Below are 25,883 nucleotides of genomic sequence, written 5' to 3' on the forward strand. Positions count from 1 at the left end.
GCGTCCCGAATTCGTAGGGAGTCATATGGTCATGACGAGGAACTCCGAAGCTTACCGGGGAGTCTGTCGATGGGGAGCTTCAAGGCTAACAAGCGAAATCAGGGGCCCGATCGGCGTCGTGGTTCCGTTGGACAACGGTTCCGGGACCTCCTCAGGTTCGAGCATCTCGAGCAGCGGACGATGCTCGACGCCTCGACGCCGGTTGGACCGATCGCCTGGCAGTCGTCGTCGAGCAATGTCTCTGACGTGAAAAACGGTCCTTTGGCGAATGCCGGGGCCGACTTGATCAAGGTCTACCAGAGCTTCCAGAACGCGGGCGGAAATGGCGGCCAGGTAGCCGCTGCCTATCCTGGGATCATGATCACCGGCAATTCTGTCGGGGTCGACATCAAAGGTACGGGCAACTTCAATAACTTCGTCACAACCTTGCAGAACGTCGGGATGCAGGTCACGGCGACCGACTCGACGCGGTCGATCGTCGAAGGTTTGCTTCCGATCTCGGCCTTGCTGACGGTCTCCACGTCGACTCAGACGGTCGGTGTCAGCCCCATTTACCGGCCGAAGACAAGCTTCATGGGGGTGGCCAACAACCAAGCGGACGCCACTCTGAAGGGCGATCTCGCTCGTCAACAGTTCGGCGTAAATGGCGCGGGCGTGACCGTTGGCGTGCTCTCCGACAGCGTCAGCAGACTGGGCAATGGCTTGGCCGCCTCGATTGCGACCGGCGATTTGCCCAATAACGTCAACGTGCTTCAAGACGGAAGCGCCGGTGACAGCGACGAAGGTCGCGCGATGCTCGAGCACATTTACGACATCGCTCCCGGGGCTTCGCTCGCCTTCGCGACCGCGTTTAGCGGCCAAGTCGGGTTTGCTGACAATATTCGCAATCTTGCGAATCAGGCCAACGCGAAGGTGATCGTCGATGACGTCGGTTATCTGATGGAGCCGATGTTTCAGGACGGCCTGATTTCGCAGGCCGTGATTGACGTGACTCGGGACAATGGGGTCTCGTACTTCAGTGCCGCTGGCAACAGCGCGTCGAAGGGATATCTCTCGCAATTCCGAGGGGTGACGGCGACTCCCGGCTCGCTTCCCTCGGGTCGATACATGAACTTCAACCCGAGTGGAGGCACGGCAGTCTTGTTGCCGGTCACCACGGGGGCCTCGGTCGGCGGCGGCGCCGGGCTGGGATTCCAGTTCGACCAGCCCTGGTACACGACCGCCGGCGTCACGTCGGATGTTGATATTTTCCTCCTCGATTCGACCGGAGCGGTGATCTCCTCCGGCAATACCAACAACGTCGCGACCCAGACTCCCTTCGAGTTCCTTTCGCTGGCGGGAGCGCAGGCGAATACGACTTACTTCGTTGCCATCCGGGTGAACTCCGGGGCCGATCCGGGACACGTCCAGTTCGTTGACTGGGGTTCCGCAATCAGCTCGGTCTCCCAGCAGTTCGGAAGTGCCGGTGGCACGTACTATCCCACGACGTTTGGCCATCCCACCTCGGCGAGTGCCATCGGCGTCGGGGCGATCCCCTGGTGGGGGACGAATTCCACGAATACGCCCGCGCCCAATCCCGTGCGCTCGGAACCGTTCAGCTCATTCGGTCCCGCCCTGATCAAGTTCAATTCCCTGGGCAATCCACTCGTTCAGCCTCAACTCCGTCAGAAGCCTGACATCTCGGCCCCTGACGGCGGCAACACCTCGTTCTTCGGCAGTGTGATCAGCACCACCAATCCTCCCTTCGCGGGACAGCCCTCCACTCCGACGAACCTCTCTCAGAACCTCCCCAGCTTCTTCGGAACGTCCGCCGCGGCTCCGAACGCGGCCGCCATTGCCGCGCTCATGAAGCAGAAGGCTCCGGGAGCGACCCCGACCGATATTCGCAACGCGTTGGTCGCCTCGGCCTCTCCCCTCAACGGGCAGTCGGCGGGTACCTGGAACGTTCAAGGCGGCTTCGGCCTCGTCGATGCCGTGAGAGCGGTGAGCCTCATCGGTGGCTTGCAGGTTCTCTCGACGACTCCGGCCAACGGTCAGCCGATCAACCTGGCTCCGCGCCAGATCATCGTCACCTTCAATAGCTCGGTGAACATCAACACCGTCAGCGCGTCGAATCTCGTCTTCACCAATCTCCCTCCCGGTGTGTCGGTCGCGGCCGCCGGAAACCCGATTGCGTTGGACAACCCGCAGAATCCGACGATGGTGGCGTTCCCGATCACCATCAACACTCCCAATGGGGTGGTCGCCAACGGCAATTACACCTACCGGGTGCAGGGTGGGGTCGTTTCCACAACGGGTCAACCGCTCGTCGCCTCCGACCCGATTTCGTTCAGCTTGAACGATACGGTGTCCCCGACCGTCACGAATACCACCATCAACGGGCGGATCATTACGGTCCAGTTCAGCGAAGCGATCCGCCCCTCGACGATCAACCCGACGAATTTCCAGCTGATTCGCGCCGGGTCGGCTGGAAGCTTCGGCAAGCCGAGCAACGTCAACCTGAGCAATGATCCCCGCCTCAAAATTACCTACAACGCAGCGACCAACACTGCGACGCTCGACTATAGCGCCCTCGACCAGTCGCAGTTTCCTTCTGATCAATATGCCCTCGTGGTCCTTGCGGGGGAAAATGGCGGCCCGGGCATCACGGACATTGCCGGCAACTTCCTCGACGGCTCGTTCAATGGCATTTTCCCCTCAGGAAACGGCAATTCGACCGTCAACGACCGTTTCACGCAGTTCCTTGGATTCCGAGGTCTTCTGGCTCCGGTCGTCACCTCTTTGCAGTTGACGGACGCCTCCGACACGGGAATCAAGGGCGACGGGATCACGAATGCAAATCAGCCCGTGTTTATCGGCCAGGTGGGAGCCAGCTTCCCCGGTACGGTAGCCGGACTCCAGGTGCTGGTCCAGTTCAACAGCCTGCACGGCGGGTCGTTTAACTTGGCGCCCGGTGGTGGTGGTCGCGGCTTCGTGGGCACGTTCGATGTCTTGGCGACGACCGACGCCAACGGCACGTTTATTATCAATGCTCCGTTCTTGCCCGAAGGCTACAACTCTGTTCGGGTGGTCGTCATCGGACAGCCCGATGTGCCGCCGCTCCCTGGCCTTTCTTCCCAGTACTCGTCCGCATTCCGGCTCGATCGCACCGGCCCCACGGTGATCGCGGCGAGCTTGACGCCGGGAAGCAATCCGATCCCTCTGGTCGGATCCAACCTGGCAAATCTCTCGACTCTCTCGCTCCACATCATCGATAATCCGGTCCCGAACAGTGGCTCGCTGGCAACCCCGCAGCAGATCCTGACCCCCGCCCTCGACCCGACTTCCGCGAATAACATCAGCAACTACTCGCTGATCAACCTCGACACCGGATTCGATGCGAGCGGGTTCATCGCCACCGCCGTGTTCGTGGCCACCGGACTCAACTTCCTCGATCCTCCCTCCCGCACCTCACCGGCCGATCCGTTTGCGGGTCGAGTCGACCTGACGTTCAATGCCGGACTGCCCGCCGGGCGCTATGCCTTCGTTGCCCACACGGCCGGGACATCTGGCGGCAAGAACTACAGCGGTCTGAAGGACGCCGCGGGCAACGCGCTCGACAACACCAACGCGACCGGTTCGATCGACTTCCAGCTTGTGCTGACGGTCCAGAACCAGGCGACCTTCCTGACCAACTTCCAGGCGATCGACGGGAATTCCAACGTCGTCGGCGGACCTCGCTCCTACTACGAGCTCCCCGCGCTGAACCAGACGCCGCGGGCCAATGCTCCGCCCTCGGGCTTCGTCCTCGATTTTGCCAACCCGCTCAGTGTTGACCTCTCGAAGAACTACAACACCGCGTTCCAGTTGATTGCTTCCGCCGATAATTTCGGGGGCACTTCGGACGGCGACTACGGCACCTTCGCCGTCGGCGGCCTCGGCAGCACCGGGACCGGCTTCTCGATCGTGCCGAACACGACGGTGAGCTTTTTCGACAAGGTCACGGGCGCTCCGTACCAGCCGGGCGTCAATAATGCGGATCGCGTGGTTCTCAAGATCGCGGCGGGAACGACGCTCCCGGCCGACCATTACCGGGTCTACGTTCCGAACGCGGATCCGACGACCGCTCTCTTCGACATCTACGGCAACCAGTTCGACGGCGAGTTCCTCGGCACGCCCACGGCGACGGGTGGCTACGAAGACTTGCTCCCGAACGGACAGTATCGGAGCGGTCTCACGGGCGATGGCGTCGGCGGTGGTGCCTTCGTAACCAGCTTCGTGGTGGTCCCCAACGGGAATATCATCTACGCCCGACCCGACGCGACCGAGAATCCTCTCGATCCGAATACGGCGCCGGACGGAAGCCTCTCGAAGCCCTATGCGGCGTTGGCCCCGGAGGTCAATCCGGACGCGGTCCCGGCGAATCCTACCCACGACCCGAACAAGGGTGCCAACGACTCCTCGAACTTCTTCAACTTCAACTCGAACTTCGACCGCAACGGAGACGGCCGCTTCACCCGATCGGCTCTCTACGCGGCCGAACAGCTTTCGACTCGCGGCCCGGTCGTGGTCGTCGCATTGCCCGCCACCCCCACGCTCGACCCGGTTACCGGACAGGTCATCCAGCAGACGTTCGTGCTCCAGGCTCCGGCCGGCCCGAGCACCACGATCAATGACGGCAGTGCTTCGGTGCCGTTCAATACGAGCCTGGTCTTCAACCCGGGCTCGGCGCTCAAACTTCAGAACGCCTCGTTGTACATTCAGAACCAGGGCAGTTCGCTCCAACTGCTCGGTGGTGCCAATCCGAACGACCGGGTGAACATCACCTCCTGGGCCGACGCGACGGTGGGGGGTAAGACCAACGGTGCCTTCGGTAAGGCCACGCCAGCCCCGGGCGACTGGGGTGGAATCATCTTCCGGAGCATCGACACCCTCAGCAACAATCGCAACCTTCAGTTCCCGATCGACGGATCCTTGAAAGGTCTGAACGGAGGCAAGGCAAGTTCGGGTGCCGACGACTCCTTGTCGTTCATCAATTTCGCCAACATCCGCTATGCGGGCGGTGCGGTCCCGCAAACCCAGGGGCAACCGACCTCCGCGGTCTCGTTGTATAACAGCCGGCCGACCATGGCCAACGCGAACATCGCGTTCACCGGTGTTGCGGGAACGATCGGAAGCGGCGGCCAGAACCTTGTCGCGTCGATCTCGGCCGACTTCGATTCGTTCCGCGAGGACGATATCGCACGAGGCCCGCTGATCCGCCGCGTCACCACCGCGCAGAACAGCCTCAACGGCATCCTTGTCCGGGCCGATTCCTCGGGTGTGGCACAGCAGTCCGATGCCATTCTCTACCCTGACAATCCCGCGTCGCTGGGGGGTACTCGCAACTTCACGTTCGACGATCCGTTGCCGCACCTCTTGGTCTCGCAACTCCTCGTCGGGCAGCAACTCCTCCAGGATACCGGTGGGCAGACCGCGTTCGTCGGATCGCGGCTCTACATCCAGCCGGGCATGTTGATCAAGTCGCAGCGAGGTGCGGGCATCGCCGTCGTGAACTACGAGGCGAGCATGAATATCGGCAGCCGGACTTACATCAGTCAGTTCGATGCCGACAACAATGTCAGCCCGAACACCCCCGGCTTCAAGCCCAGCTCGAATGAGGATGCCAAAGTCCTCTTCACCTCGCTCTACGACAACGTGGCGTCGACCTCTTACTTCGACGCGTCCACCCAGCAGAGCACGATCATCGTTCCGCCCATTGACTCGGGCAACTCCAATGGGGCCAATCAACCCTCGCCGAACAACGTGCCGGTCTTGGCCCGGTGGGGAAGCATCTCGTATCAGTCGGGTTCGGTCGGAGTCGTCAACCGAGCCGAGTTCCGCTACGGTGGCGGCCTGGTCAACGGCCCAGGGGTCAGCGTGCCGAACCAGTCGGTGCTGTCGTTCATCACCAGTGATACGCCGCTGCGAATTCGGGGTGGATTCGCGCCGGATGGGACGCCGGTCGATGAACTCGGCACCCACGTGATGGTGACCAACAACGACTTCTTCGACAATCTCGACACGCCGATGCAGATCGAGCCCAACGGCTTGATGGCCGGTGATGCGATTCGGCCCTTGCTGTCGGGCCATCCGTACTTCCGCGACAACGTGATGCAGCGGAACGATATCGACGGCCTCGCCGTGGTCACTAGCAACGTATTCCAGGTCGTGACCAATCCCAACCAGCCCATTCGTCGCATTGAAACGACGTTCGGATCGGGGGGCACCAACCTCACCGTCGACTCGGTCTGGGATAGCACCGACCTGACCTACGTCCTCCGTGGCTCCGTCGTCCTCGCCGGCGACTACGATAACTTCAACTTCAACAATCAGGCGCCACTCCCCGATCCGAACCAGTTCGTTGAACAGCGAAAACCGCACATCACGCTCACCGTGCAGAGTGCTCTGCCCGACACTCTGCTGGCGGACGGCACCAGGATCGGCCGCCCCGGTGAGACCGCCCTGGTCAAATTGATGAGCGACTTCGCTCCGTGGAGCGCCGGGCTGGGCACGTTCGGCTCGGTGGGTGTGGCCGCCGGCAACAGTTCGGGGACGAATGTCGGGGCAGGATTCGTGGTCGGCGTCGACGACGGCGTTGACCCCCCCACGCCCTTCAGTGGTGGAGTGGTCGATTCCGGGGCGGGAAGCCAGATTCGCTTCGTCGGTATCCCGGGCAATGAGTCAACGGGGCAACAGCGTGTCCCCGTGGTCCTCACTTCACTCCGCGACGGCACCGTCGGCAAGTCGGTGCGTGGCGTGAACATGTTCGACATCTACAACAAGTTTGTTGGTGATCCGAACCGAAACCTCAAGGCACCTGCCCCGGGCGATGGTGGCAACATCTACTTCGGCGGCAACTCGCTGACCGACTACAACCTGTTCGATCCGCGTGACGGCAACCTGATCGACAACGTCGACATCCGCTACATGACCCGGATCGAAATCCAGGGAGGTGGGATCATCGACGTCGCCAACGCGACGGAAGGGAACTTCGCTTCCCAAAAGCTGGGCCTCACCCCGATCACCCAGTTCAATTCCTCGCAGGCGATGACGATCTCGAACTCGAACCTCGCCTTCTTCTCCGAGGCCGCCGTCTTCGCCCACGCCAACAGTGCCAATGCCATCATCCGAGACGTTTCGAGCCTGAACAATCCGTTCCCGGGTCAGTTCTTCTTCCCCATTCGTGACACCGTCACCACCCAGCGCAGCCAGGGTGTGACCCTGTTCATGTATGGCAACACCATCTCCAACTCCACAGTGGGCGTGGAGGCCCACTCCGACAACGTCGATCCCCAACGTTCCAACAGTCCGACAAGCATCATCCTGCTGAACAACACCTTCTATAACAATCCCACGGGATTGCACACCATTGGATACGGGTCGGCGAGCACAGCCCCGAACAACCATGTCTACTGGTTGGCGATGAACAACATCTTCGCCAACTCGACGACCAGGGCGATCGTCTCCGAGGGGCTGGCGTACGGCAGTCAGGCCCAATACAACCTGTTCTGGCAGAACACCGGGGGCGATCTCGCGATCAGTGGCTCCGGGTTCCTCGGCAACACAGGAGCCGTTGTCGGTGATCCGGATTTCCGTGACCCGGCAGCCCTCAACTTCCAGCTTGGCCCCAACTCCGCGGCCATTGACGCGTCACGAAGTGAAATCGGCCCTCTTCCGGGGGGTGACTCGATCTTCCCGACCGTCACGCAGGTCACGGCCCAAGGGCCGAATGGCATCGTGCCGACATCCGTCAGCATCCGAACGGACCCCAATTCGCTGACGTTCCCAGCGACGCCGGGCCGCAGTAATACCAGTGGTGGCCGACAGGGCGTTCAGGATCCGCGAAAGCTCGTGCTCCTGCCGGGTCGGTCGTACCAGGACCGCAAGTTCTTCGACCAGTGGGTCCCCGTCCTCACGACCGACGCGTCGGGTGTCTCGGGTGCCGCCTCGAACGCGAGTACCTATAACTACGCCCCGGTCGGCGGTGTGCTTGACGCCCTCGGCTTCCAACGGCTTGACGATCCGAACACCCCGGATACCGGATTCGGCTCCAGCACCTCGTTGGACATCGGTGCGTTCGAGCGTCGCGTTTTCAATCCGCCGAAAGTTGTTGCGGTTACGGCCACGACCAACACCCCCGGCGGGATCGTGACCTCAAACTTCTACACCGTGGGCGGTGCGGCTGGAAGCAACGCGGCACCTCGTACGATCGACTTCAAGCTCAACAACAACCTCGATCCCACCACGGTGACGAACCGGTCGGTGCTGCTCCAGGCCTCGGGTGGTGACGGAATCTTCGGCAACGGCAACAGCTCGGCCGACACGTTCATCGACCTCTCGGGCAAACTCTCGTTCAATCCGTCGACGAGCGTCCTGACGATTCACCTGGCTGACATTGGTGTCGTGCTCCAGGACGACGCCTACCGGGTCTTCCTCCTGGGCAGTGGAACCAACGTCCTCCGTGACCCCCAAGGGGCCGCGCTCGACGGCGAGAACACGCTCAACGACGATCCGAACAATCCTCAACTCCCCTTGCCCTCGGGCGACGGCTTCCCGAGTGGCAACTTCTTCCTGAACTTCACGGTGAACACCGAGTCGGCCCAGATCGCGCCGAACAGCTTTGTGCTCTCCACACCTAGCGACACCAACGTTCGCGACTACATTACCTATAACAATCTGCCGAGCTTCACGGGATCGATCACCGTCACGAAACCGGCCATCAACCCGATCCAGGGTCAGACGGTCATCCTTGACGTCTCGACCAAGGGAGACGGTGTCTTCGATCGGATGAATGCCGGCACGGCCCTCACCGATGCACTTGGCAACTTCGTCGTGAGCATCGGAGTCGACGGGGCCAGCACCGGGCTGGTGACCAACACGTCGGGGCTCCCCGACTCGAGCTATACCGTTGGTCCCGACGGTATCCTCCGGTCGTCCGCCAACTTGTTCCTGAATGCGAATCTGAGCCAGGACGACACGAGCTATTCGATCGCCCGGATTCGGGTCGTCAACAGCGGGAACACCTCGAATCCGTCGTACACCGGATTCGTTGTCGACACGAACGGCCCGAAGGTCACCTCGTTCAGCCCGAACGTGGGCTCCCTGCTCACGCCCGATTCGAGCGGGAAAGTGGCCTTCTCGTTCACGACCGACAAGAACATCAACCCGGCGAGCCTCAACGTCAACACGCTCCTGGTGACTGCGGCTGGACCCGACCAGCTCTTCAACACCCCGGACGACATTGCTGTTCCGATCGACTACCAGACCATCGGGATGACTCCGCTCAAGACCGGGGGAGAAGGCGCCCAGCGGATCACATTCACGATCAGCGGAGCCCTTGCCAACGACCTCTACCGTGTCACCCTGAAGGGCACGGGTGCGGGGCCGATCACCGACATCGCCGGCAACCCGCTCGGCGGGGCGAGTGGCCTCGGGGGGGCGGACCTCACGTACAACTACGTGGTGTTCAACCAAACGACCTCGCACTCGATCTTCGTCGGGGCCGGTAATTACGTCACCGATCCCACGGCCGCGCAGGGATCGCGATCGAATCCGTATTCGACCATCACGCTCGGGATGGCGGCGGCCGTCCAGGGAGATGTCGTGGCCGTTCTGCCAGGTGTTTACACCGAGAACGTCACGCTGAAGTCGCTGGTCCGGCTTGTCTCTGCCGATCAGGCGAGCACGAATACCAATCTCTTCAGTGGCAACCCGCTGACGACGATCATCCGTGCTCCATCCTTTAACGTCACGGGGGCGACGAACACCACGGTGACTGCCGTGGGCCTCTTCAGCGTTCCGGGGCTCGATACCGAAATCTCCGGGTTCACGATTGCCAGCCCGCTGCTGGGCGACCCTGCCCTCGGCTTCCTCGACCTCGACTCGGTCGGCCTGCGGCTGAACAACTCGAACGTCCTGGTCACGAGGAACTACTTCGTCACCTCCGGCTTCGGGGTGGCGATCGAAACCTCGGGTGCCTTCGCCGTCACGCCTCGAATCGTGACCAACGGGTTCATCGGCAACGCGACCGGGCTCTTGATCAACGACATCGGGGGGACCACCTCCTTGCCGTCGAACGGTCTCGCGAACATCGTCAACAACACCTTCGCGTTCAACTCGTTCGGCGTGCTTGCGAACGTCCAGTCGAACTCGCCGGTCATGGCTCAGCTCTACAACAACATCTTCTGGCAGAACCACGACCGGTCGCCCGGACGTGTCGGCGCGGGAATCTATGCCACCGCGACGAACAAGTTGGTCGCGAGGAACAACCTGTTCTCGGGCAACGGATCCGACTCGGCCACCGAGGCTCGTTACTCCGGTTTCAACATCGGGAACGGCTTCGATAAGTCGAAGATCGGTACGGTGCCGACGGCCGCCAGCCAGAATAACTTTGCGGGCGACCCCGCGTTCATCTCGCCTCGCGATCCGCGACCGGGCGGCGACGGCCCGGCCTCGTTCTTCGTCGATGCCAACTTCAATCTGACATACGCCTCGGCGGCTATCGACGCCGGCAACGACGACGTGGCTCCGCCGACCGACTTCCTGCTCCGAAACCGGGTCGAAGTCGCTGGGAAGGGGTTCGCGGGCGTCGGGCCGAAGTCCGACGTGGGAGCCTTCGAGTTCCAAGGGACCGGTGGCATCCCGGTGGGTGGAGCGTTCCGGATCGTCACCACCTCGGTGGCTCCCGGCGGTGCGATCCAGGCAAACGGCATGACCTTCTCGCAAGGGCCGGGCGCCATCACCGTGGCCTTCTCCGGCCCCGTCGATCGGAATTCGGTCACTCCCAACGACCTGGTCATCTCCGGCAGTGGTCTGAACAACATCGTTCCGGCCAAGGCCGCCAGTCTGACCTGGATCGACGAACAGACGGTGCGATTCAACCTCACAGGGGGCTATAAGTTCAACGGCACCGTCAACCTCTCCATCCCGCAAGGGGCGGTCAGGAGCCTGAACGGGGCCCCGAGCCTCGGGTTCGCCGACAACTTCAAGGTGAACACTCCGCAAATCCAGGCAGCCTCGGTGGCGCCCCCCGTGCAAACCCAAACCCAGACGACCAGCCAGGTGATCACTCCCGTGCCCACCAACTCGGTCGTGACCCCGGCCCCGGCCAAGGCCCCCACCAAGCCCAAGGGACGGTTGGCCGCTCGCTTGTTCGCACGACGCTTCCATCGTTGATCCTGGTTCGACGTGCGAGTTGACAACGAGGAACGGGCGGCCCCAATCGGGCCGCCCGTTCCTTGCGCTTGACGACCTGGTGAAAGTCGGATTAGTGTGTGTGAAGTGCATCCCACCCAAACTCCGCCGGTTCACCCTCATTAGCCAGGCGGAGATTCCGCTTCGATCGCCCCCAGCGAGGGTCTTTCCCTTGGCAATCTCGATTCGACGAAGTCTGAATCTCACACGCCAGGTTGTATTGGGTTCCTTTCTCTTCCTTGAATGCATCGCTCAGACGGGCTTGGCCGAATCGCTTCCTGCGCGGATCAGTGTCGAACCGCCTCAGATCCTTCTGAGCGGCGCCAACTCCCGACAGCAAGTCGCCGTCACCGGCTACTTCGCCGATGGAACGACGCGTGACCTGACCAACTCGGCCGAATACGAGATCGAACCGGCCAGCCTCGCGAACGCCGCCCCTTCGGGCGTGGTCACACCACGCGCGGACGGATCGGGGCGACTGCGTGTCATCGCTGGTGGGAAACAAGTCGACATCACACTTTCCGTCTCAAAGTATGATGTCGTTCGGCCGGTCAGCTATCGACTCGACGTCGTCGCCCTGCTCGCCAAGGCCGGCTGCAACATGGGCGCGTGCCACGGCAACCTGAACGGAAAAGGGGGCTTCCGGCTGAGCCTTCGAGGCGACGACCCCGCGGCCGACTGGCTCGCACTCACGCGCGACACCCTGGGACGCCGGACGGACCTGGTCGATCCTTCGAAAAGTCTGATCGTTCAAAAACCCACCGGGCGAATTTCCCACGAAGGGGGCCAGCGCTTTCCCACCGGGTCGGCCGAGGAGCACGTGTTGCTGGGTTGGATCGCCGGAGGGGCGCGCGACGATCTCCGCTCGGCTCCGCGATTGACTCGACTCGACGTCTTTCCCACCGAGCGGATTTCCGCCCCCAGAGCGTTGCGGCAACAACTGGTCGTGACGGCTGAATTCTCCGATGGAACGAGGCGCGACGTCACTCGTCTCGCCTCCTACGACATCAGCGATCCGACCACGGTAACGGTCTCAGCCGACGGCAATGTCGAGGCCGGGCGGCCCGTCGAAACGACCATCGCCGTTCGTTACCTGGGGGGGCGGGGCATCAGCCGGCTCGCCTTCCTGGCCGATCGCCCCGACTTCGTCTGGCGCGACGTACCGTCTGAAAATCTCGTCGACACTCACGCATTTCAGAAACTGAAATCACTTCGAATCAATCCGTCCGAGCCGTCGGGCGACTCTGTCTTCTTGCGCCGGGCCTATCTCGACGCAGTCGGTCGACTCCCGACCCCTGATGAAACGCGGGCATTCGCAGCCGACAAGGCGGCCGATAAGCGAGGCCGACTGGTTGATCGCCTTCTCGAACTGCCTGAATTTGCGGACTACTGGGCCTTGAAGTGGGCAGATCTGCTCCGCAACGAAGAGAAGACCATGGGGGAGAAAGGAGTCTGGGTCTTTCAGCGTTGGCTTCGCGACCAGTTTGCCGGCGACCTGCCACTCGATGAATTCGCGAGGCGGATCCTGACCGCCAAAGGCTCGACCTATGCGAATCCTCCCGCCAGTTTTTACCGGACGAACCGCGATCCGATGACGGCCGCCGAGACCGTGGGGCAAGTCTTCCTTGGGGTCCGACTCCAATGCGCTCGCTGTCACAATCATCCCTTCGACGTCTGGACTCAGGACGACTACTTCGGTCTGGCCGCTTATTTCGGCAACGTTCAGCGCAAGGAGCTCCACAACGAGCGCCGAGACATGCTGGATAAGCATGAAATTAACGGCGACGAATTTATTTATCTCTCGGGCCAGCCGGCGACGGTTCAGCCACGAACCGGAATGATGATGGAACCGAAGGCGCCTGGAGGGCCCAAGCCCAACTTGGGGAATGACCAGGATGCCCTGGATGACCTGGCCACATGGCTGACCCGCGACAATTCGCAATTCGCGCGTAACATGACGAATCGGATCTGGTTCCACCTGATGGGCCGGGGCATCGTCGAACCCGTGGATGACTTTCGCGACTCCAATCCTCCGTCGAATCCGCCGTTGCTCGACGCCTTGACCACCGAGTTTGTCGCAAAAGGAACCCGGCTTCGCCCTCTGGTCGCCTTGATCATGAAATCAAAGACGTATCAGCTCAGCGCCAAGCCCAACCCCACCAATCAGGACGACGAGGCCAACTTCGCCCACTCGCTGGTGCGCCTGCTCCCGGCCGAGGTCCTCCTGGACGCGATCGGCCAGGCCCTGGATACCCGGGAGCGGTTCGAGAACACCCCGGCTGGGATGAACGCGGTTCAGTTACCGGGCGCTCGAATGGGCGGAAAATTCCTCAAGGCATTCGGTAAGCCCGACCGACTGCTCACTTGTGAGTGCGAGCGATCTGAAGCCACCACGCTGGCCCAGGCTTTCCAGCTCATCAACGGAGACTCGGTTCGTCGCGCACTCGAGGCCGAGGACAATCGAATCGGCAAGCTCATGAAGTCGGGTGTCTCGGAAGACGTGATAGTCACGGAAATCTATCTCGCCGCCCTCAGCCGCGAGCCAACGGCGATCGAACGTTCCGCTGTGATCGCTCATGTGCATGCGTCCAAGAATCAACGCAAGGCATGGGAGGACGCGTGCTGGGCGGTCTTGAATAGCAAAGAGTTTCTTCTCAGACATTGATCGGCAACCGGCCGTGGCGCTCTCCGTTCCGAGGAGGAGCGAAAGCGCCGGAAGTTCGCGTGACCTCAGGTCCAAGAGGAAAGGAAGCGGCTCATGAACGACGGCTGCCCGGAATACCGCGTGGTGAATCGCCTTTCACGTCGAAGCCTCTTGAAGGTCGGCACGGCCGGATTCGCCGGCCTGAGCCTCCCGACGATCCTGCGGGCGGCCGAGTCGCAGGGACGGACCTCGAAGGCGAAGCACGTGATCTTCCTCCACCAGTTCGGTGGTCCGTCGCACATCGATACCTTCGACATGAAGCCGGACGCCCCCGACGGCATCCGGGGCGAGTTCAAACCGATCGCCTCGCATCAACCTGGGATCATGTTGTCCGAACACCTCCCTCGATTTTCAAAGACGATCGGTAAGTTCGCCCAGGTTCGCTCGGTTCATCACCGAATGAAGAATCATAATTCCGCAACCTATTACAGCCTGACTGGCCACGCTCCCCCGCTCGACGACATCCGGCTGCGCGACACCCAGGAACTCTACCCCGCCTACGGCAGCACGGTGGCCAAGCTCAAACCGGTGGATGACCCTGCGATACCGAGTTTCATGTCGTTTCCGCACATCCTTCGCGATGGCAGCGTCACCCCGGGGCAAACGGCCAGCTTCCTCGGCAAGCCGTTCGATCCCTTCTTCGTCGGCCAGGATCCGGCCGCGCCCGACTTCCGCTTGCCGGAACTCAGCCTCCCCTCGAGCCTACCGCTGGAGCGGCTCGACGACCGGAGAAACCTTCTGAGGATGATCGACGCCCAGAGCGACCTCCTCGAATGGTCGGGCACCGCACGCGGAATCGATGCGTTCTATGATCGCGCGTTAACCATGCTCGCGGCGCCCAAGGTCAAGAAAGCATTCGACCTGTCGAATGAGCCGGACAACATCCGTGACGCTTACGGTCGGACCACCTACGGCCAGAGCTGCCTGCTCGCTCGTCGCCTGATCGAGACCGGCGTGCGGTTCGTCACGGTCTATTACTCCAACTCGATCGGTGGCCGCGGGAAGGGAGGCTGGGATACCCACGGAGACAATTTCAATCAACTCAAGAACGGCCTCTTGCCGATCACCGATCAGACCGTTCCGACCTTGATCGACGACCTGCAATCGCGAGGTCTTCTCGATGAGACCCTGGTCGTCTGGATGGGCGAGTTCGGACGCTCTCCCAAGATCGCCAACACGGCCAAGTTCGGCGCCAACGGCCGCGACCACTGGCCCCAGTGTTACACCGTTCTGTTCGCGGGCGGCGGCATCACTCCCGGAGCCATCTATGGCTCCAGCGATCGCATCGGTGCTTATCCCGCCTCCGACCCTGTCTCCCCCGACGACATTGCCGCCACCATGTTCTGGGCTCTTGGCATCGACCCCGCCACCGAGGTTTACGACACCCTCCGCCGCCCCTTGCCGATTGCTTCGGGCAACCCAATTACTCAGATCTTTTCATGACGACTCGTAGGATGGACACGGCCCACCAACTTCGTCTTCGCGAGGTTGTCCCTCGTTTTCGGGAGCGAAACCTGATGGGTCGGGTCCCCTCTACGAGGGTATGGGCTCATCATTCGAATCTGGATTAACTTCAGGCTCGGCCGGCTTAACCACAGTAAGTCCCGCTTTCGCGAGGCGGCTCACGACGACCGGCCAGTGGCGTGAGAGGCTATGCGCTTCCATCGTATGAGCGCATTCAATCGTTTCGCGGTCGAATCGCCCAACGACCCGCACGCCCCCTGGGGCTCGTCCGAGCGCCTTCCGAACGGCGTTGACGCTCTTTGCCCGCACCAAGAATCGTCCCATGGTGGCCTCCCTCATTTCTCAACCCGCCTCTGTTATGGTAGTCTCGAACGTTGTGAGAGCTACCCCTTCGCCTTGAATTCGAGTCCCCCAGATGAGCGACGCACCTGCCAATATTCGCGCCCTCCAGAGTGAGCAAATTCTGGAACTCACCTGGGAGAATCAGGCCGCGGTTCGCGTTCCGTACAAGCATCTCCGAGGCGAATGTCCCTGCGCGTCCTGCCGCAACGAATGGACGGGGGAACGGATCCTCGACCCGAGTACAATCCGGCCCGACCTGAAGCTCGAAGGCATGGAACCGATCGGGAATTACGCAATCCGGTTGGGATGGAACGATGGTCACTCCTCCGGGCTCTATACCTGGGAAACCCTGGAGCGACTCTCCCTCCCGTTCCATGTCTGAGAGAACTGATTTCAATCGCTCGAGCGAACTGGGATGCGGGGGCGGCCGTGGACGAGAGCCCGAATATCACGGTCGCCATCCCCACTTATCAAGGGTCGCGGCATCTGGCCGAGGCACTTCGGGGAATCCTGCGTCAGGAAGGCGTTCCCTTCGATCTCATCATCTCCGACGACCAGTCCGACGACGACACGCTCGACATCGCTCGAGCACTGGCCGGGGACCGGGTTCGGATCCAGATCAACAGCGAACGCCTCGGCCTGGCCGGCAACTGGAACCGCTGCGTCGAACTCTGCCGAACGCCCCTCATCGCGATTTTTCACCAGGATGATCGGATGGAGCCGGGGCACCTCGCCGCGCACGTTCGGGCGTTCGACGCCAATCCCGACGCGGGTCTCGTCTGTAACGAAGCCCTGGTGATCGACGACCTGGGCCAAGCCGTGCCCGAAACCGTCGTCGAGCGATGCAGGATCGCCCCGGTCGATCGCAACTTCGAGCCAGGAAAGTTCGTCGCACAGTTATTGGTCCGCAACCCACTGCGTTGTTCGGCGGTGACTCTCCGAAAAATGGCCCATGAGCGGGTCGGTGGATTCGACCCTTCGTACCGCTACGTGGTGGATTGGGACTTCTGGACCCGGGTCGCCAACGATTGGGGCGTGATCTGGCTCTCCCACCCGAGCGTGTCGATGCGCTGGCACCACGCCAGCGAGACCCATCGTTTCAAGGTTGGGACCAGGGATCTTGAAGAGATCGAGAGGCTCCAAAGTCGACTCTTAACGCGTGTCGAGTCTCTCGAGGATCGAATTCCGATTCAGAAGGCGGCCCACCGTCGGCTCGCTCGGGCCTATCTGAACCGAGCTCACGATAGCTTGGCTCGGGGCGATTCGACGGCGGCTCGCCTCTGTTTGCGGCGAGCCGTCGCGCTCGATCGTGGGATTTTGAAGTCGATCGCGCTCGACCCCAGACTTGCTCTCTCCCTGGCCGCACTGCTCGCTGCCCCTGATTTCACGCGACGTTGGTATCTCCATCGTCGATCCAGCAACCTCAAAACGGACCAGTCGATTTGGCAACCCCGCTGAATCACCCTTGTCCCAAATGGTCGACAAACGCGATAATCGAAGGTTCGGACTCTTTTGTTTCTTTTTCCGAGGCATTCAACTTCGTATGACGACCGGGACCGTCGCACCACCCCCCTGTTCTTCTCGCAATGCCAGCGACAATGTCGCACCGACGCAGTTGCCGGTTCTGCCATTGGTTCCGCTCGCACTCCCCCACCTGCCCGCCTCTCGGGCCGAGATGGAACGCCGGGGCTGGAATGAAGTGGATGTCGTCTTTGTCACTGGCGACGCCTACGTCGATCACCCGGCGTTTGCAATGGGGATTCTCGGACGGATCCTGGAGGCGGCCGGATTTCGAGTGGCGATCCTGAGCCAGCCGGACTGGCGAAGTGCGGAGCCCTGGCGGGAGTTTGGTCGACCGCGCCTGTTCTTCGGCATCAGCGCCGGGAACATGGACAGCATGATCAACCACTACACGGCGAATAAAAAAGTTCGCAATGACGACGCCTACAGTCCGGGCGGCCGGATCGGGCTTCGGCCCGACCGCGCGACCTTACCCTACTGTCAGCGCGCCCGCGAGGCATTCCCAGGGGTCCCTGTGATCGCCGGCGGAGTCGAGGCGTCCCTCCGGAGGTTGGCCCACTACGACTACTGGAGCGACACCGTCAAGCGTTCGATCCTGCTCGACGCCAAGGCCGACCTCCTTGTCTTCGGGATGGGCGAACAGCCGATCGTCGAGATTGCCCGCCGACTTGCCGCCGGAGAGTCCCCGCGGGAACTCCGCGACATGCGTGGGGTTGCCTACGCCCTCGGGGCGAAAGAGGCCCCGCCCGACGATTCGTTCGTGCTCCCGACGTTTGAAGAAGTGAAGACGGATCGCCACAAGTTCGCCCAGGCCACCAAGATCATTCATCAAGAGACCAACCCGCTCAACGCCAAGCGGTTGGTCCAGTTCCACGATCGCCAGGCCGTTGTCGTCAACCCCCCCGCTCTACCGATCAGCCAGGACGACATGGATCGGATCTATGGCCTGCCTTATACGCGGCGGCCGCATCCGAGGTACAAGAACGAGAAGATCCCCGCGTTCGAGACCGTGAAAGATTCGGTCACAATCATGCGGGGCTGTTTCGGCGGCTGCACCTTCTGCTCGATCACCGCGCATCAAGGACGGATCATTCAGTCTCGCTCTCAAGAGTCGGTCCTGACCGAAATCCGGAAGATGGGTGAGGAACCGAGTTTCTCGGGCATCGTCTCGGACATTGGCGGCCCAACCGCCAACATGTACCAGATGCGCTGCACTCGCCCCGACGTGGAAGCCAAGTGCAAGCGACAATCGTGCGTTCACCCCAAGATCTGCAAGCTCCTGGGAACCGACCACGGGCCGCTCGTTCAACTGATGCGCGAGAGCCGTGAAATCCCAGGGGTTCGCAAGGTGATGGTTGCCTCGGGTGTCCGTATGGACCTGGCGCAACGATCTCCCGAGTACATGGTGGAGCTCGCCGGGCATCACGTGGGCGGCCACCTCAAGGTTGCGCCCGAGCATACCGATCCCGAAGTTCTGAAGCGGATGAAGAAGCCCGAAGTGAATGACTACGAGGGCTTTGCCGACGCCTTCAAAGAGGCGAGCGCCGCGGCGGGTAAGCCGAAGCAGTTCCTCGTGCCCTACTTCATCGCGTCGCATCCGGGAAGCGACCTGGACGCGATGATCGACCTTGCTCTCTTCCTCAAGCGAAATGGCTACCGACCCGATCAGGTTCAAGACTTCATTCCCGCGCCGTTCGATGTCGCGACCTGCATGTATTACACAGGTCTCGATCCATTCACGGGCGAAGAAGTTTACACGGCTCGGAATCTTCGCGACCGCAAACTCCAGCGTGCCTTGCTCCAGTTCTTCAAGCCCGAGAATTACTTCGAGGTGCGTGAGGCGCTTCAAAAGGCAGGACGGCAAGAGCTGATTGGCTCGGGCTGCGACGCCTTGATCCCGGCCAACCCGCCCAAGGCCGCCTTGCAAGCGAGAATGGCCAAGGCGAACCGGGCACTCGGCGAGGGGCGATACGTTCACACGATTCCCAAGCCCGCGGGTGAGGCGGAATCACAGCAAGCGAAGCCGCAATCGGCTGGCTATCGACCTGATCGCAAATCGGCCAAGCGCCGCCCGCGCCGCTGATCGCCTTGAAAAAATCCTTCCAAAATTCTGACCTTGATTATCCGAACGATATGAACCGACGACCGAATCGTCCGACTTCGCGTCCCCGACCCAAAACGGCGTCGCGGGCCATGCCGAAGACCGGCTCCAAGAAATTTGACGGTAAGCGGCTATCAGGCCCTGGTCCCAGCGGGCCGCCCGAAGTCGATGGAACTTATTTGGATCAGTCAGGACCGGCCAAGGGCCGGGGCAATCGTCCGAACGAGGGCGGTCCGGCCAAAGGCCGAGGCCCCTCGCAATCGAACGACTCCGGGCCGGCGAAGGGACGGAACTTCCAATCCCACAGTAATGCAGGGTCGGCCAAGGGTCGGGGCTCGTCGCATTCGAATGACGCCGGGCCCGCGCGTGGTCGGAACTTCCAATCTCAGGGCAACGGGCCGGCCAAGGGCCGGGGTAACTTCCCCTCGAACGACGTCGGTCCGGCAAGAAGCCGAAACTTCTTTGCAAACAACACCGGTCCACAACAAGGCCGGGGCGGGTACGCGCAGGAGCCCGGCCCCGCCCGAGGCAAAGGCCGGAGCAATCGCCCCAACGATCGAGGGCCAGCGCCCAGTCAGGGTCGGCCTCCACACGAGGCAGGCCCGTTGCGAGGCCGGTCGGATCGGCCGAACCAGGCAGGCCCAGCGCTTCGCGATGTTCCGCACATCGCCTCGATCGAGACTCTGGCCCAGGCGGCGATCCAGATCGCGACCCGTGTCGAGCGCGAGGTCTTGAGGGACAGAAAGCGCGCCGACCGGATGCTGGGGTCGGAGCTTCGCCCTCGACGCGACCTGGCCCCGCCCGACCATCGATTCATCAGCCAGTGTGCCTTCGCCTTGCTCCGCTGGGGCGGCTGGTTGGAACCGCTCGGGCTGGTCCAGCCCGAAGAGCGGCTGCTCTACGCCTGGCTGCTTGATTCGCCCACCGTCCATCCCGCCTGCCGTGTCTGGGCGCGAGTCCTCCGCCGCGACCCGGCCCGACTGATCGCCCTGGGCGACGCTCCGAACTGGACGGCACGTTCCGAGGGCTTCAAGCGACTCCTGGAAGGCCGCGCCGTCACGGCCGACCCCTGGCGGCTCTTCCCCCCTTGGTTGCGTGAAAACCTCCCACTGCCTCCAGGCGGTGGATCACCGAAGAGTCGATTCGTCGAGTTGCTCCTGGCCCTCCAGAAACGCCCCTCACTCTGGGTCCGGGTCCAAGGCGCCGACGAAGCTGCGATCTGGTCCGAATTGACAGCCAGCGGTATCAAGCCCTGGATTCATCGCCGGCTCACGGTCTCAGCCAAGCTCGACGCCGACTCGGACGTTCATCACTTGCCCGCGTTCACTCGGGGCCAACTCGAGATCCAGGATCTCGCGTCTCAGGCCGTCGGTTTGATCTGCGATCCCGACCCGGGCGAGCGTTGGTGGGACGCCTGTGCGGGGGCCGGTGGCAAGTCATTGCACCTCGCGTCCCTCATGAAAGGTAAGGGTCTTGTCGTCGCCACCGACGTCAACGCGGCTCGGCTCAAGGAGGCGGTCCGTCGTGCCCGCCGCAGTCCGTTCCGTAACTTGACGACCAAAGAGTGGGACGGTCGGCACGTACCGGGCAAGACCAAGAGCTTTGACGGTGTGCTCGTCGACGCCCCTTGTTCGGCGATCGGCACCTGGCGGCGGAATCCCGATGCGCGCTGGTCCATCGACCGGCAGGCGATCACGCGTCTTGCCGAAACGCAGGCCCAACTGCTCCATGTGGCTTCCGCCGGTGTCCGCCCCGGCGGAACACTCGTCTACTCGGTCTGCACGGTAACGCCCACCGAAACGACCGAGGTCGTGCGGAACTTTCTCCAGGCCCACCCCCAGTTCAAGCTCGATCCCTTCCCTCATCCTTTGTTGGAAGGGACTACCAATGGTACGACCTTGATCTGGCCGCAGGACTCCGACACCGACGCCATGTTTATTGCGCGGATGATCCTCACCAAATGAGGCGAGTCACGGCACTCGACCAAGGCGACCCAAGTCGCCTTGGCTGAGTTCGCTCGTGTGGCGTGGACTGAGCCGACGCCTCGCGAACCGGAGCGATCCCCCAGCCAATTGCCAACAACAAGGCTGGGGGATTGTCAGGGGCTCCGCTCGGCAACAAGCGACTGGCCGAAAATCAGCGTATCGCAGGCGACCTGCTCATCCTTGTGATCGAGGGATGCCGGCGACGTCATTGCCGGTCACTGATCTTCGAGTTGCGACAGGATCCGAATCACTTCTTGATGACTCCCCTCACGGGCGATTCGCTCGGCGCTGTCGCGATACTGCTCGGCCATGCCGAGCCGCAAATTATCGAATTTCAGCATCGCTTTCTGATCGGCCGAGAGATCGAAGTCCGCAAAAAGCTCGTCAGGAACGATGCTAAGGCATTCCGACTTCAGGTATTCAAGAACCTGAGGATTTGCGCCTCGCGCGGCGTCCTGGGCCTTCTCGAGCGGGGTGTAATTATGCACGGAGTCGCGCATCGTCGGATCGGCGCCGTGTTCCAAAAGCAGCCGGACGACTTCAGGGTGGCCCATGACAGCGGCTTGCATCAGCGGTGTCTCGCACCCGTCAATTTCGGTTCGCTGGTTGACGAGTGCCCCCGCATCGAGGAGCAGGCTAACTTTCTCGACGTAACCGCGGATTGCGGCCAGATGCAACGGGGTCCATCCGTTGAGCCCCGTGCGATGGATGTCTGCCCCGCCGTCAATTAACGTCTTGACGATCGGAATCGAGGGGAGAGTGTCAGAATCCACTGCGGTCAAGAGGCAGGAATCGCTATCAACACTGTCGAAGTTGGGATCGGCACCGTGCTGGAGCATCAACTCCACGAGGCCCGCTTGATGGGATACGATCGCGGTCTGGAGCGGCGTGTTACGGAAGTGGTCGCGTGATGAGAGATAGGCCGGATCATTCAAGACACGCTGCATGACGGCTTCAACGTCATCACGACGGAGCGCATCAAACGTCCACGTGTCATCGGCCTTGTGGTCCATGATCAATGGTCCCCAATGTTGCCGCATGGCCCCTACGAAGCCTCGGTTCATGGCTCGCCCAACCTCTGGACGAAGAACCCAGGCAAGCCCGGAGCTCACGAATTTTCCGCTAATCAGGTAGGCGTGCTTACTTATTGAATTGCGTGCAGGTCAACGGCACTCACACTCATCGTGTACGTTCGGACGGATAACCGGACGAGTACACCGTGTCACAGAGGTCGCTGACCTAACCTGGAAGGTCAGATGATCGGGCAAGCCGATGGCTCGCCCGATCATCAACCAACTCGGCTCATCGACCCTTAACCAGGGCGATCGGCGTCGCCCCAGGTTCGGGGAGATCCATCGAGGCAACGCTTGCCTCGCGGGTGGCACGGACGAGGCGAGCCGGCAGCAAGCCAAGGACGAGCGAAAGGACCGCACAGGCTCCGACCGCCACCAGCGTCGGCCATGCGATCCGATGGTTGATCGGTGTCGAGGGGGCCGGGCGAAGGTACATCAGAACGACGATGCGCAGGTAGTAGTAGGCTCCCACGGCGGCGTTGAGCATGCCGATGACCGCCAGCCACCAGAGCATCGAGGAGCTCGCACCGGTCGCGGCGCCCAGGACCGACATGAAAATGGCGAACTTGCCGTAGAAGCCAGCCAGAGGAGGAATCCCGGCGAGGCTGAACAGGCAGACGGCCATCGCAAGGGCGATCACCGGGTGGCTCTGCGCGAGCCCGGAGAGATCATTCACGTTCTCGACCGGTCGCTCGGGTGTGCTGAGCGCGATGATCACGCCGAACGCGCCCAGCGTCATCAACGCATACGCAACCAGGTAGAGGAGCACACCTTGGAGACCGAAAAACGCCGGGTTCGTCCCCGAGGTATTCGTGAACGCGACCGTCATGCCAACCAACAAGTAGCCCGCGTGAGCAATCGAGGAATAGGCGAGCAGTCGTTTCAGGTTGTCTTGCAAGAGGGCAACGGTGTTGCCCAGCGTCATGGTTGCGACCGCCATGATCCATCCCAGGGCAACCGCTCGCTCAATGGTAATGGAACCTGGTCCTCCGGCCGAGACGATGGAGCTCAGCACTCGGGCCATCGCCAGGAAACCGATCGCCTTGGGAACCCAGGCAAGCATCGCCGTGATGACCGTCGGCGAGCCCTGATAAACGTCGGGAGCATAAAAGTGGAACGGCACGGCGGCGACTCGGAACCCGAGTCCTGCCATGACGAACACCAAGGCAATCAGCATCAGGTTCGGGCTCAGGACCGTCCCCGCGTTCTGCGCGATGTAGGCCAGGGCCTTCAGGTTGCTAACCCCGGTCAGGCCGTAGAGGAAGGCCAGGCCGTAGAGCAACAAGGCGGAAGAGAAGAGACTCAGGAAGAAGTACTTGGTGGCCGCTTCCTGGGTACTGGCATTCCGCCTCGAGAGATAGAGCAGCAGATAAGTCGGCATGCTCACGAGTTCAAGGCCAACGAACAGGAAGATCAACTCGTTGGACGCGGCGACGAGCATCGATCCGGCGTTGATCATCAGCAAGGCGCCGAAGAACTCGGGAGCGCGGGCATCGTCAACCTGGTCGTGAGCCAGGGCCAGGACGATAAATCCGGCCAGAAGCAACACGACCCGCGAATGATACGAGAAGGCGTCGTTCAGCGCGATCGCCGAGTACAGATCGATCGTCTGATTCCGAAGCCCGAACAAGATCAGCAAGGCGGCAAGCATGGTTCCGGCGGCGATACCGCACCAGAGGCGTCTGGGAAGCCGGACAAACGCGCCAGCCGTCATCATGACCGTCGCCACGAGCAGGATGAGCAATTCCGGCACGAGGATCAAAAGCGTCTGTTTGGCGATCTCTAAGGAACTGGGAGGAAGCATCAACGGCTGCCCCTGGTGGGAGTGTAGGAAATCGAGTGAGTAACCGGCTTCGACACAACGCGACCCGGCTCTGGCTTGGCGGCGAGTGCGGGTTTCGCAGCCGCCTGGTTCAAGCTCGGGAACCGAGCGGCAATCGGCGCAACCGCCGGATTGATTCGTTCCAGGAAGGGACGAGGATAGACACCGATCCAGACGATCAGGACCATCAAGGGGGCCAGTCCGGCAATCTCGTGCCAGGCGACGGGTCGAATCACATGCGGGTGATGAGCGTCCTCGCCATGCGGCTCATGGAGCGGTCCGAAGATCACCCGCTGAAGCATCAGGAGGAGGTAATAAGCGCCGAGAATCATCCCGGTTGCCGCAAAGACCGTCACCCAGGGGCTCTTGGCGAACATCCCCACCAAGATCGGGAACTCGCCCACGAATCCGTTCAGGCCAGGAACCGCGGCCGAGCCGAGCGACGACAGGATCAGGAAGAATGCCAGCAGCGGCAGTCGTTCCCAGAGTCCACCCAGCTCCGACATTTCCCGTGTGTGATACCGCTCATAAATCACCCCAACGCAGGCGAACAAGGCCCCCGTCGTGATGCCGTGGTTGACCATCTGGATGACCGCGCCTTCGATCCCGGTCGCATTCAGCGAGAACAGGCCGAGGGCGATGAATCCCATGTGGCTCACCGAGCTATATGCCACCAATCGCTTGATATCGGTTTGCGCCAGGGCCACCAATGCCCCATAGATGATCCCGGCCACGGCCAGGGTTGCGAGCAGCGGGAAAAGCACCTGTGCTCCGACCGGCGTCATCCCCAGGTTGAACCGGAGCAAGCCGTAGGTGCCCACCTTGAGCAACACACCCGCCAGCAAGATCGATCCCGCCGCGGGGGCTTCGACGTGAGCCAAGGGGAGCCAGGTATGGAACGGGAAGAGCGGAACCTTGATGGCAAATCCGGCGAACAAGAGCAGGAAAATCAGAACCTGCGGGCTCGCCGACCAGGGAGCTGTGACTTGCCAGCCCGCCCAGTCCAGGGCCGCCAGGCCGCGGGTCAGCTCGGGGATCGAGAACGTCAAGGTGTGTGACGGAGAATGCTGATAGTGGATCACCACGAGGGCAATCACGCCAAGCAGCGTCAGCAAGCTTCCCGCGAGTGTGTAGAGAAAGAAGGTCACGGCGGCTTGCCGTCGCTCCGAGCCGCCCCAGATCCCGATCAGGAAGAAGAGCGGGATCAGGGAAAACTCGAAGAAGATGTAGAACAGAATCACGTCGAGGCTGGCGAAGAGACCGAGCAGCCCCGCTTCAAGCGCCAGGAGAAAGGCGTAGTGGGTCGGAGCACGATCGGTCACCGACTCCCAGGAAGCGAAGACGGCCGGCAGCATCAGCACCGTCGTGAGTACGAACAGGAGCAAGCTCAGTCCGTCGAGGCCGAAGGAGAACCGGATGTCCGGCGACCCCAACCAGCTCAGACCGTAAGGCCCCCCAGGAAGTCCGTACGCGAATTGTGGCTCGACCACTCCCGGCTTGAAGGCGAAAAGCAAGATCAGGGCCGGGAGAATCGTCACCAACACGGTCGCCAGTGCGACCAACCTCGCAGTCTTGACGTCCATTCGGGGCGACAAGAAGAGGACCGCACTCCCGATTAAAGGGAGAAAGGCCGTGATCACCAGCAGGGTCGCCATCA

10 protein-coding genes are annotated in these 25,883 nt (G+C 61.9%); 7 read left to right on the top strand and 3 right to left on the bottom strand.

What is annotated here, in order from left to right:
• Positions 1-69 precede the first annotated feature (69 nt).
• From V5E97_RS34485 to V5E97_RS34515, 7 genes are all read left to right on the top strand, one after another.
• A complete protein-coding gene (locus V5E97_RS34485) occupies positions 70-11,196 on the top strand; it encodes a S8 family serine peptidase (RefSeq protein WP_406696071.1) in 11,127 nt (3,708 codons plus the stop codon).
• 100 nt (positions 11,197-11,296) lie between these two features.
• Positions 11,297-13,879, top strand: coding sequence for a DUF1549 domain-containing protein (locus V5E97_RS34490; RefSeq protein ID WP_406696072.1), 2,583 nt, complete (start codon positions 11,297-11,299; stop codon positions 13,877-13,879).
• A 93-nt stretch (positions 13,880-13,972) separates the two neighbouring features.
• A complete protein-coding gene (locus V5E97_RS34495; RefSeq protein ID WP_406696073.1) occupies positions 13,973-15,361 on the top strand; it encodes a DUF1501 domain-containing protein in 1,389 nt (462 codons plus the stop codon).
• 436 nt (positions 15,362-15,797) lie between these two features.
• The gene (locus V5E97_RS34500) at positions 15,798-16,106 is read left to right on the top strand and encodes a DUF971 domain-containing protein (RefSeq protein ID WP_406696074.1); all 309 of its coding nucleotides are present in this window, start codon (positions 15,798-15,800) and stop codon (positions 16,104-16,106) included.
• A 47-nt stretch (positions 16,107-16,153) separates the two neighbouring features.
• On the top strand, positions 16,154-17,182 hold the full coding sequence (locus V5E97_RS34505) for a glycosyltransferase (protein WP_406696075.1): 1,029 nt from the start codon (positions 16,154-16,156) through the stop codon (positions 17,180-17,182).
• 85 nt (positions 17,183-17,267) lie between these two features.
• Positions 17,268-19,328 (top strand): YgiQ family radical SAM protein, encoded by a 2,061-nt coding sequence (locus tag V5E97_RS34510; protein ID WP_406696076.1) that lies wholly within the window; start codon positions 17,268-17,270, stop codon positions 19,326-19,328.
• Positions 19,329-19,951: 623 nt separating this feature from the next.
• The gene (locus tag V5E97_RS34515) at positions 19,952-21,310 is read left to right on the top strand and encodes an RsmB/NOP family class I SAM-dependent RNA methyltransferase (protein WP_406696077.1); all 1,359 of its coding nucleotides are present in this window, start codon (positions 19,952-19,954) and stop codon (positions 21,308-21,310) included.
• 236 nt (positions 21,311-21,546) lie between these two features.
• Here V5E97_RS34515 and V5E97_RS34520 read toward each other — a convergent pair whose 3' ends face one another.
• From V5E97_RS34520 to V5E97_RS34530, 3 genes are all read right to left on the bottom strand, one after another.
• Positions 21,547-22,344 (bottom strand): ankyrin repeat domain-containing protein, encoded by a 798-nt coding sequence (locus tag V5E97_RS34520; protein ID WP_406696078.1) that lies wholly within the window; start codon positions 22,342-22,344, stop codon positions 21,547-21,549.
• Between the two features lie 289 nt (positions 22,345-22,633).
• The gene (locus V5E97_RS34525; RefSeq protein ID WP_406696079.1) at positions 22,634-24,208 is read right to left on the bottom strand and encodes an NADH-quinone oxidoreductase subunit N; all 1,575 of its coding nucleotides are present in this window, start codon (positions 24,206-24,208) and stop codon (positions 22,634-22,636) included.
• Positions 24,208-25,881 carry a complex I subunit 4 family protein gene (locus V5E97_RS34530; RefSeq protein ID WP_406696080.1) on the bottom strand — a complete coding sequence of 558 codons (1,674 nt, stop codon included), beginning with the start codon at positions 25,879-25,881 and terminating at the stop codon, positions 24,208-24,210. Before V5E97_RS34530 ends, V5E97_RS34525 begins: the two co-directional genes overlap by 1 nt.
• Positions 25,882-25,883: the final 2 nt, after the last annotated feature.

The sequence above is a fragment of the Singulisphaera photorubra genome, from assembly GCF_045290345.1.
Taxonomy (GTDB): Bacteria; Planctomycetota; Planctomycetia; order Isosphaerales; family Isosphaeraceae; genus Singulisphaera.

Coding starts and splice junctions, on each gene's coding strand:
- V5E97_RS34525 (WP_406696079.1), bottom strand. CDS start 24,208: ATGCTTCCTCCCAGTTCCTTAGAGATCGCCAAACAGACGCTTTTGATC.
- V5E97_RS34500 (WP_406696074.1), top strand. CDS start 15,798: ATGAGCGACGCACCTGCCAATATTCGCGCCCTCCAGAGTGAGCAAATT.
- V5E97_RS34495 (WP_406696073.1), top strand. CDS start 13,973: ATGAACGACGGCTGCCCGGAATACCGCGTGGTGAATCGCCTTTCACGT.
- V5E97_RS34510 (WP_406696076.1), top strand. CDS start 17,268: ATGACGACCGGGACCGTCGCACCACCCCCCTGTTCTTCTCGCAATGCC.
- V5E97_RS34530 (WP_406696080.1), bottom strand. CDS start 25,881: ATGGCGACCCTGCTGGTGATCACGGCCTTTCTCCCTTTAATCGGGAGT.
- V5E97_RS34485 (WP_406696071.1), top strand. CDS start 70: ATGGGGAGCTTCAAGGCTAACAAGCGAAATCAGGGGCCCGATCGGCGT.
- V5E97_RS34520 (WP_406696078.1), bottom strand. CDS start 22,344: ATGGACCACAAGGCCGATGACACGTGGACGTTTGATGCGCTCCGTCGT.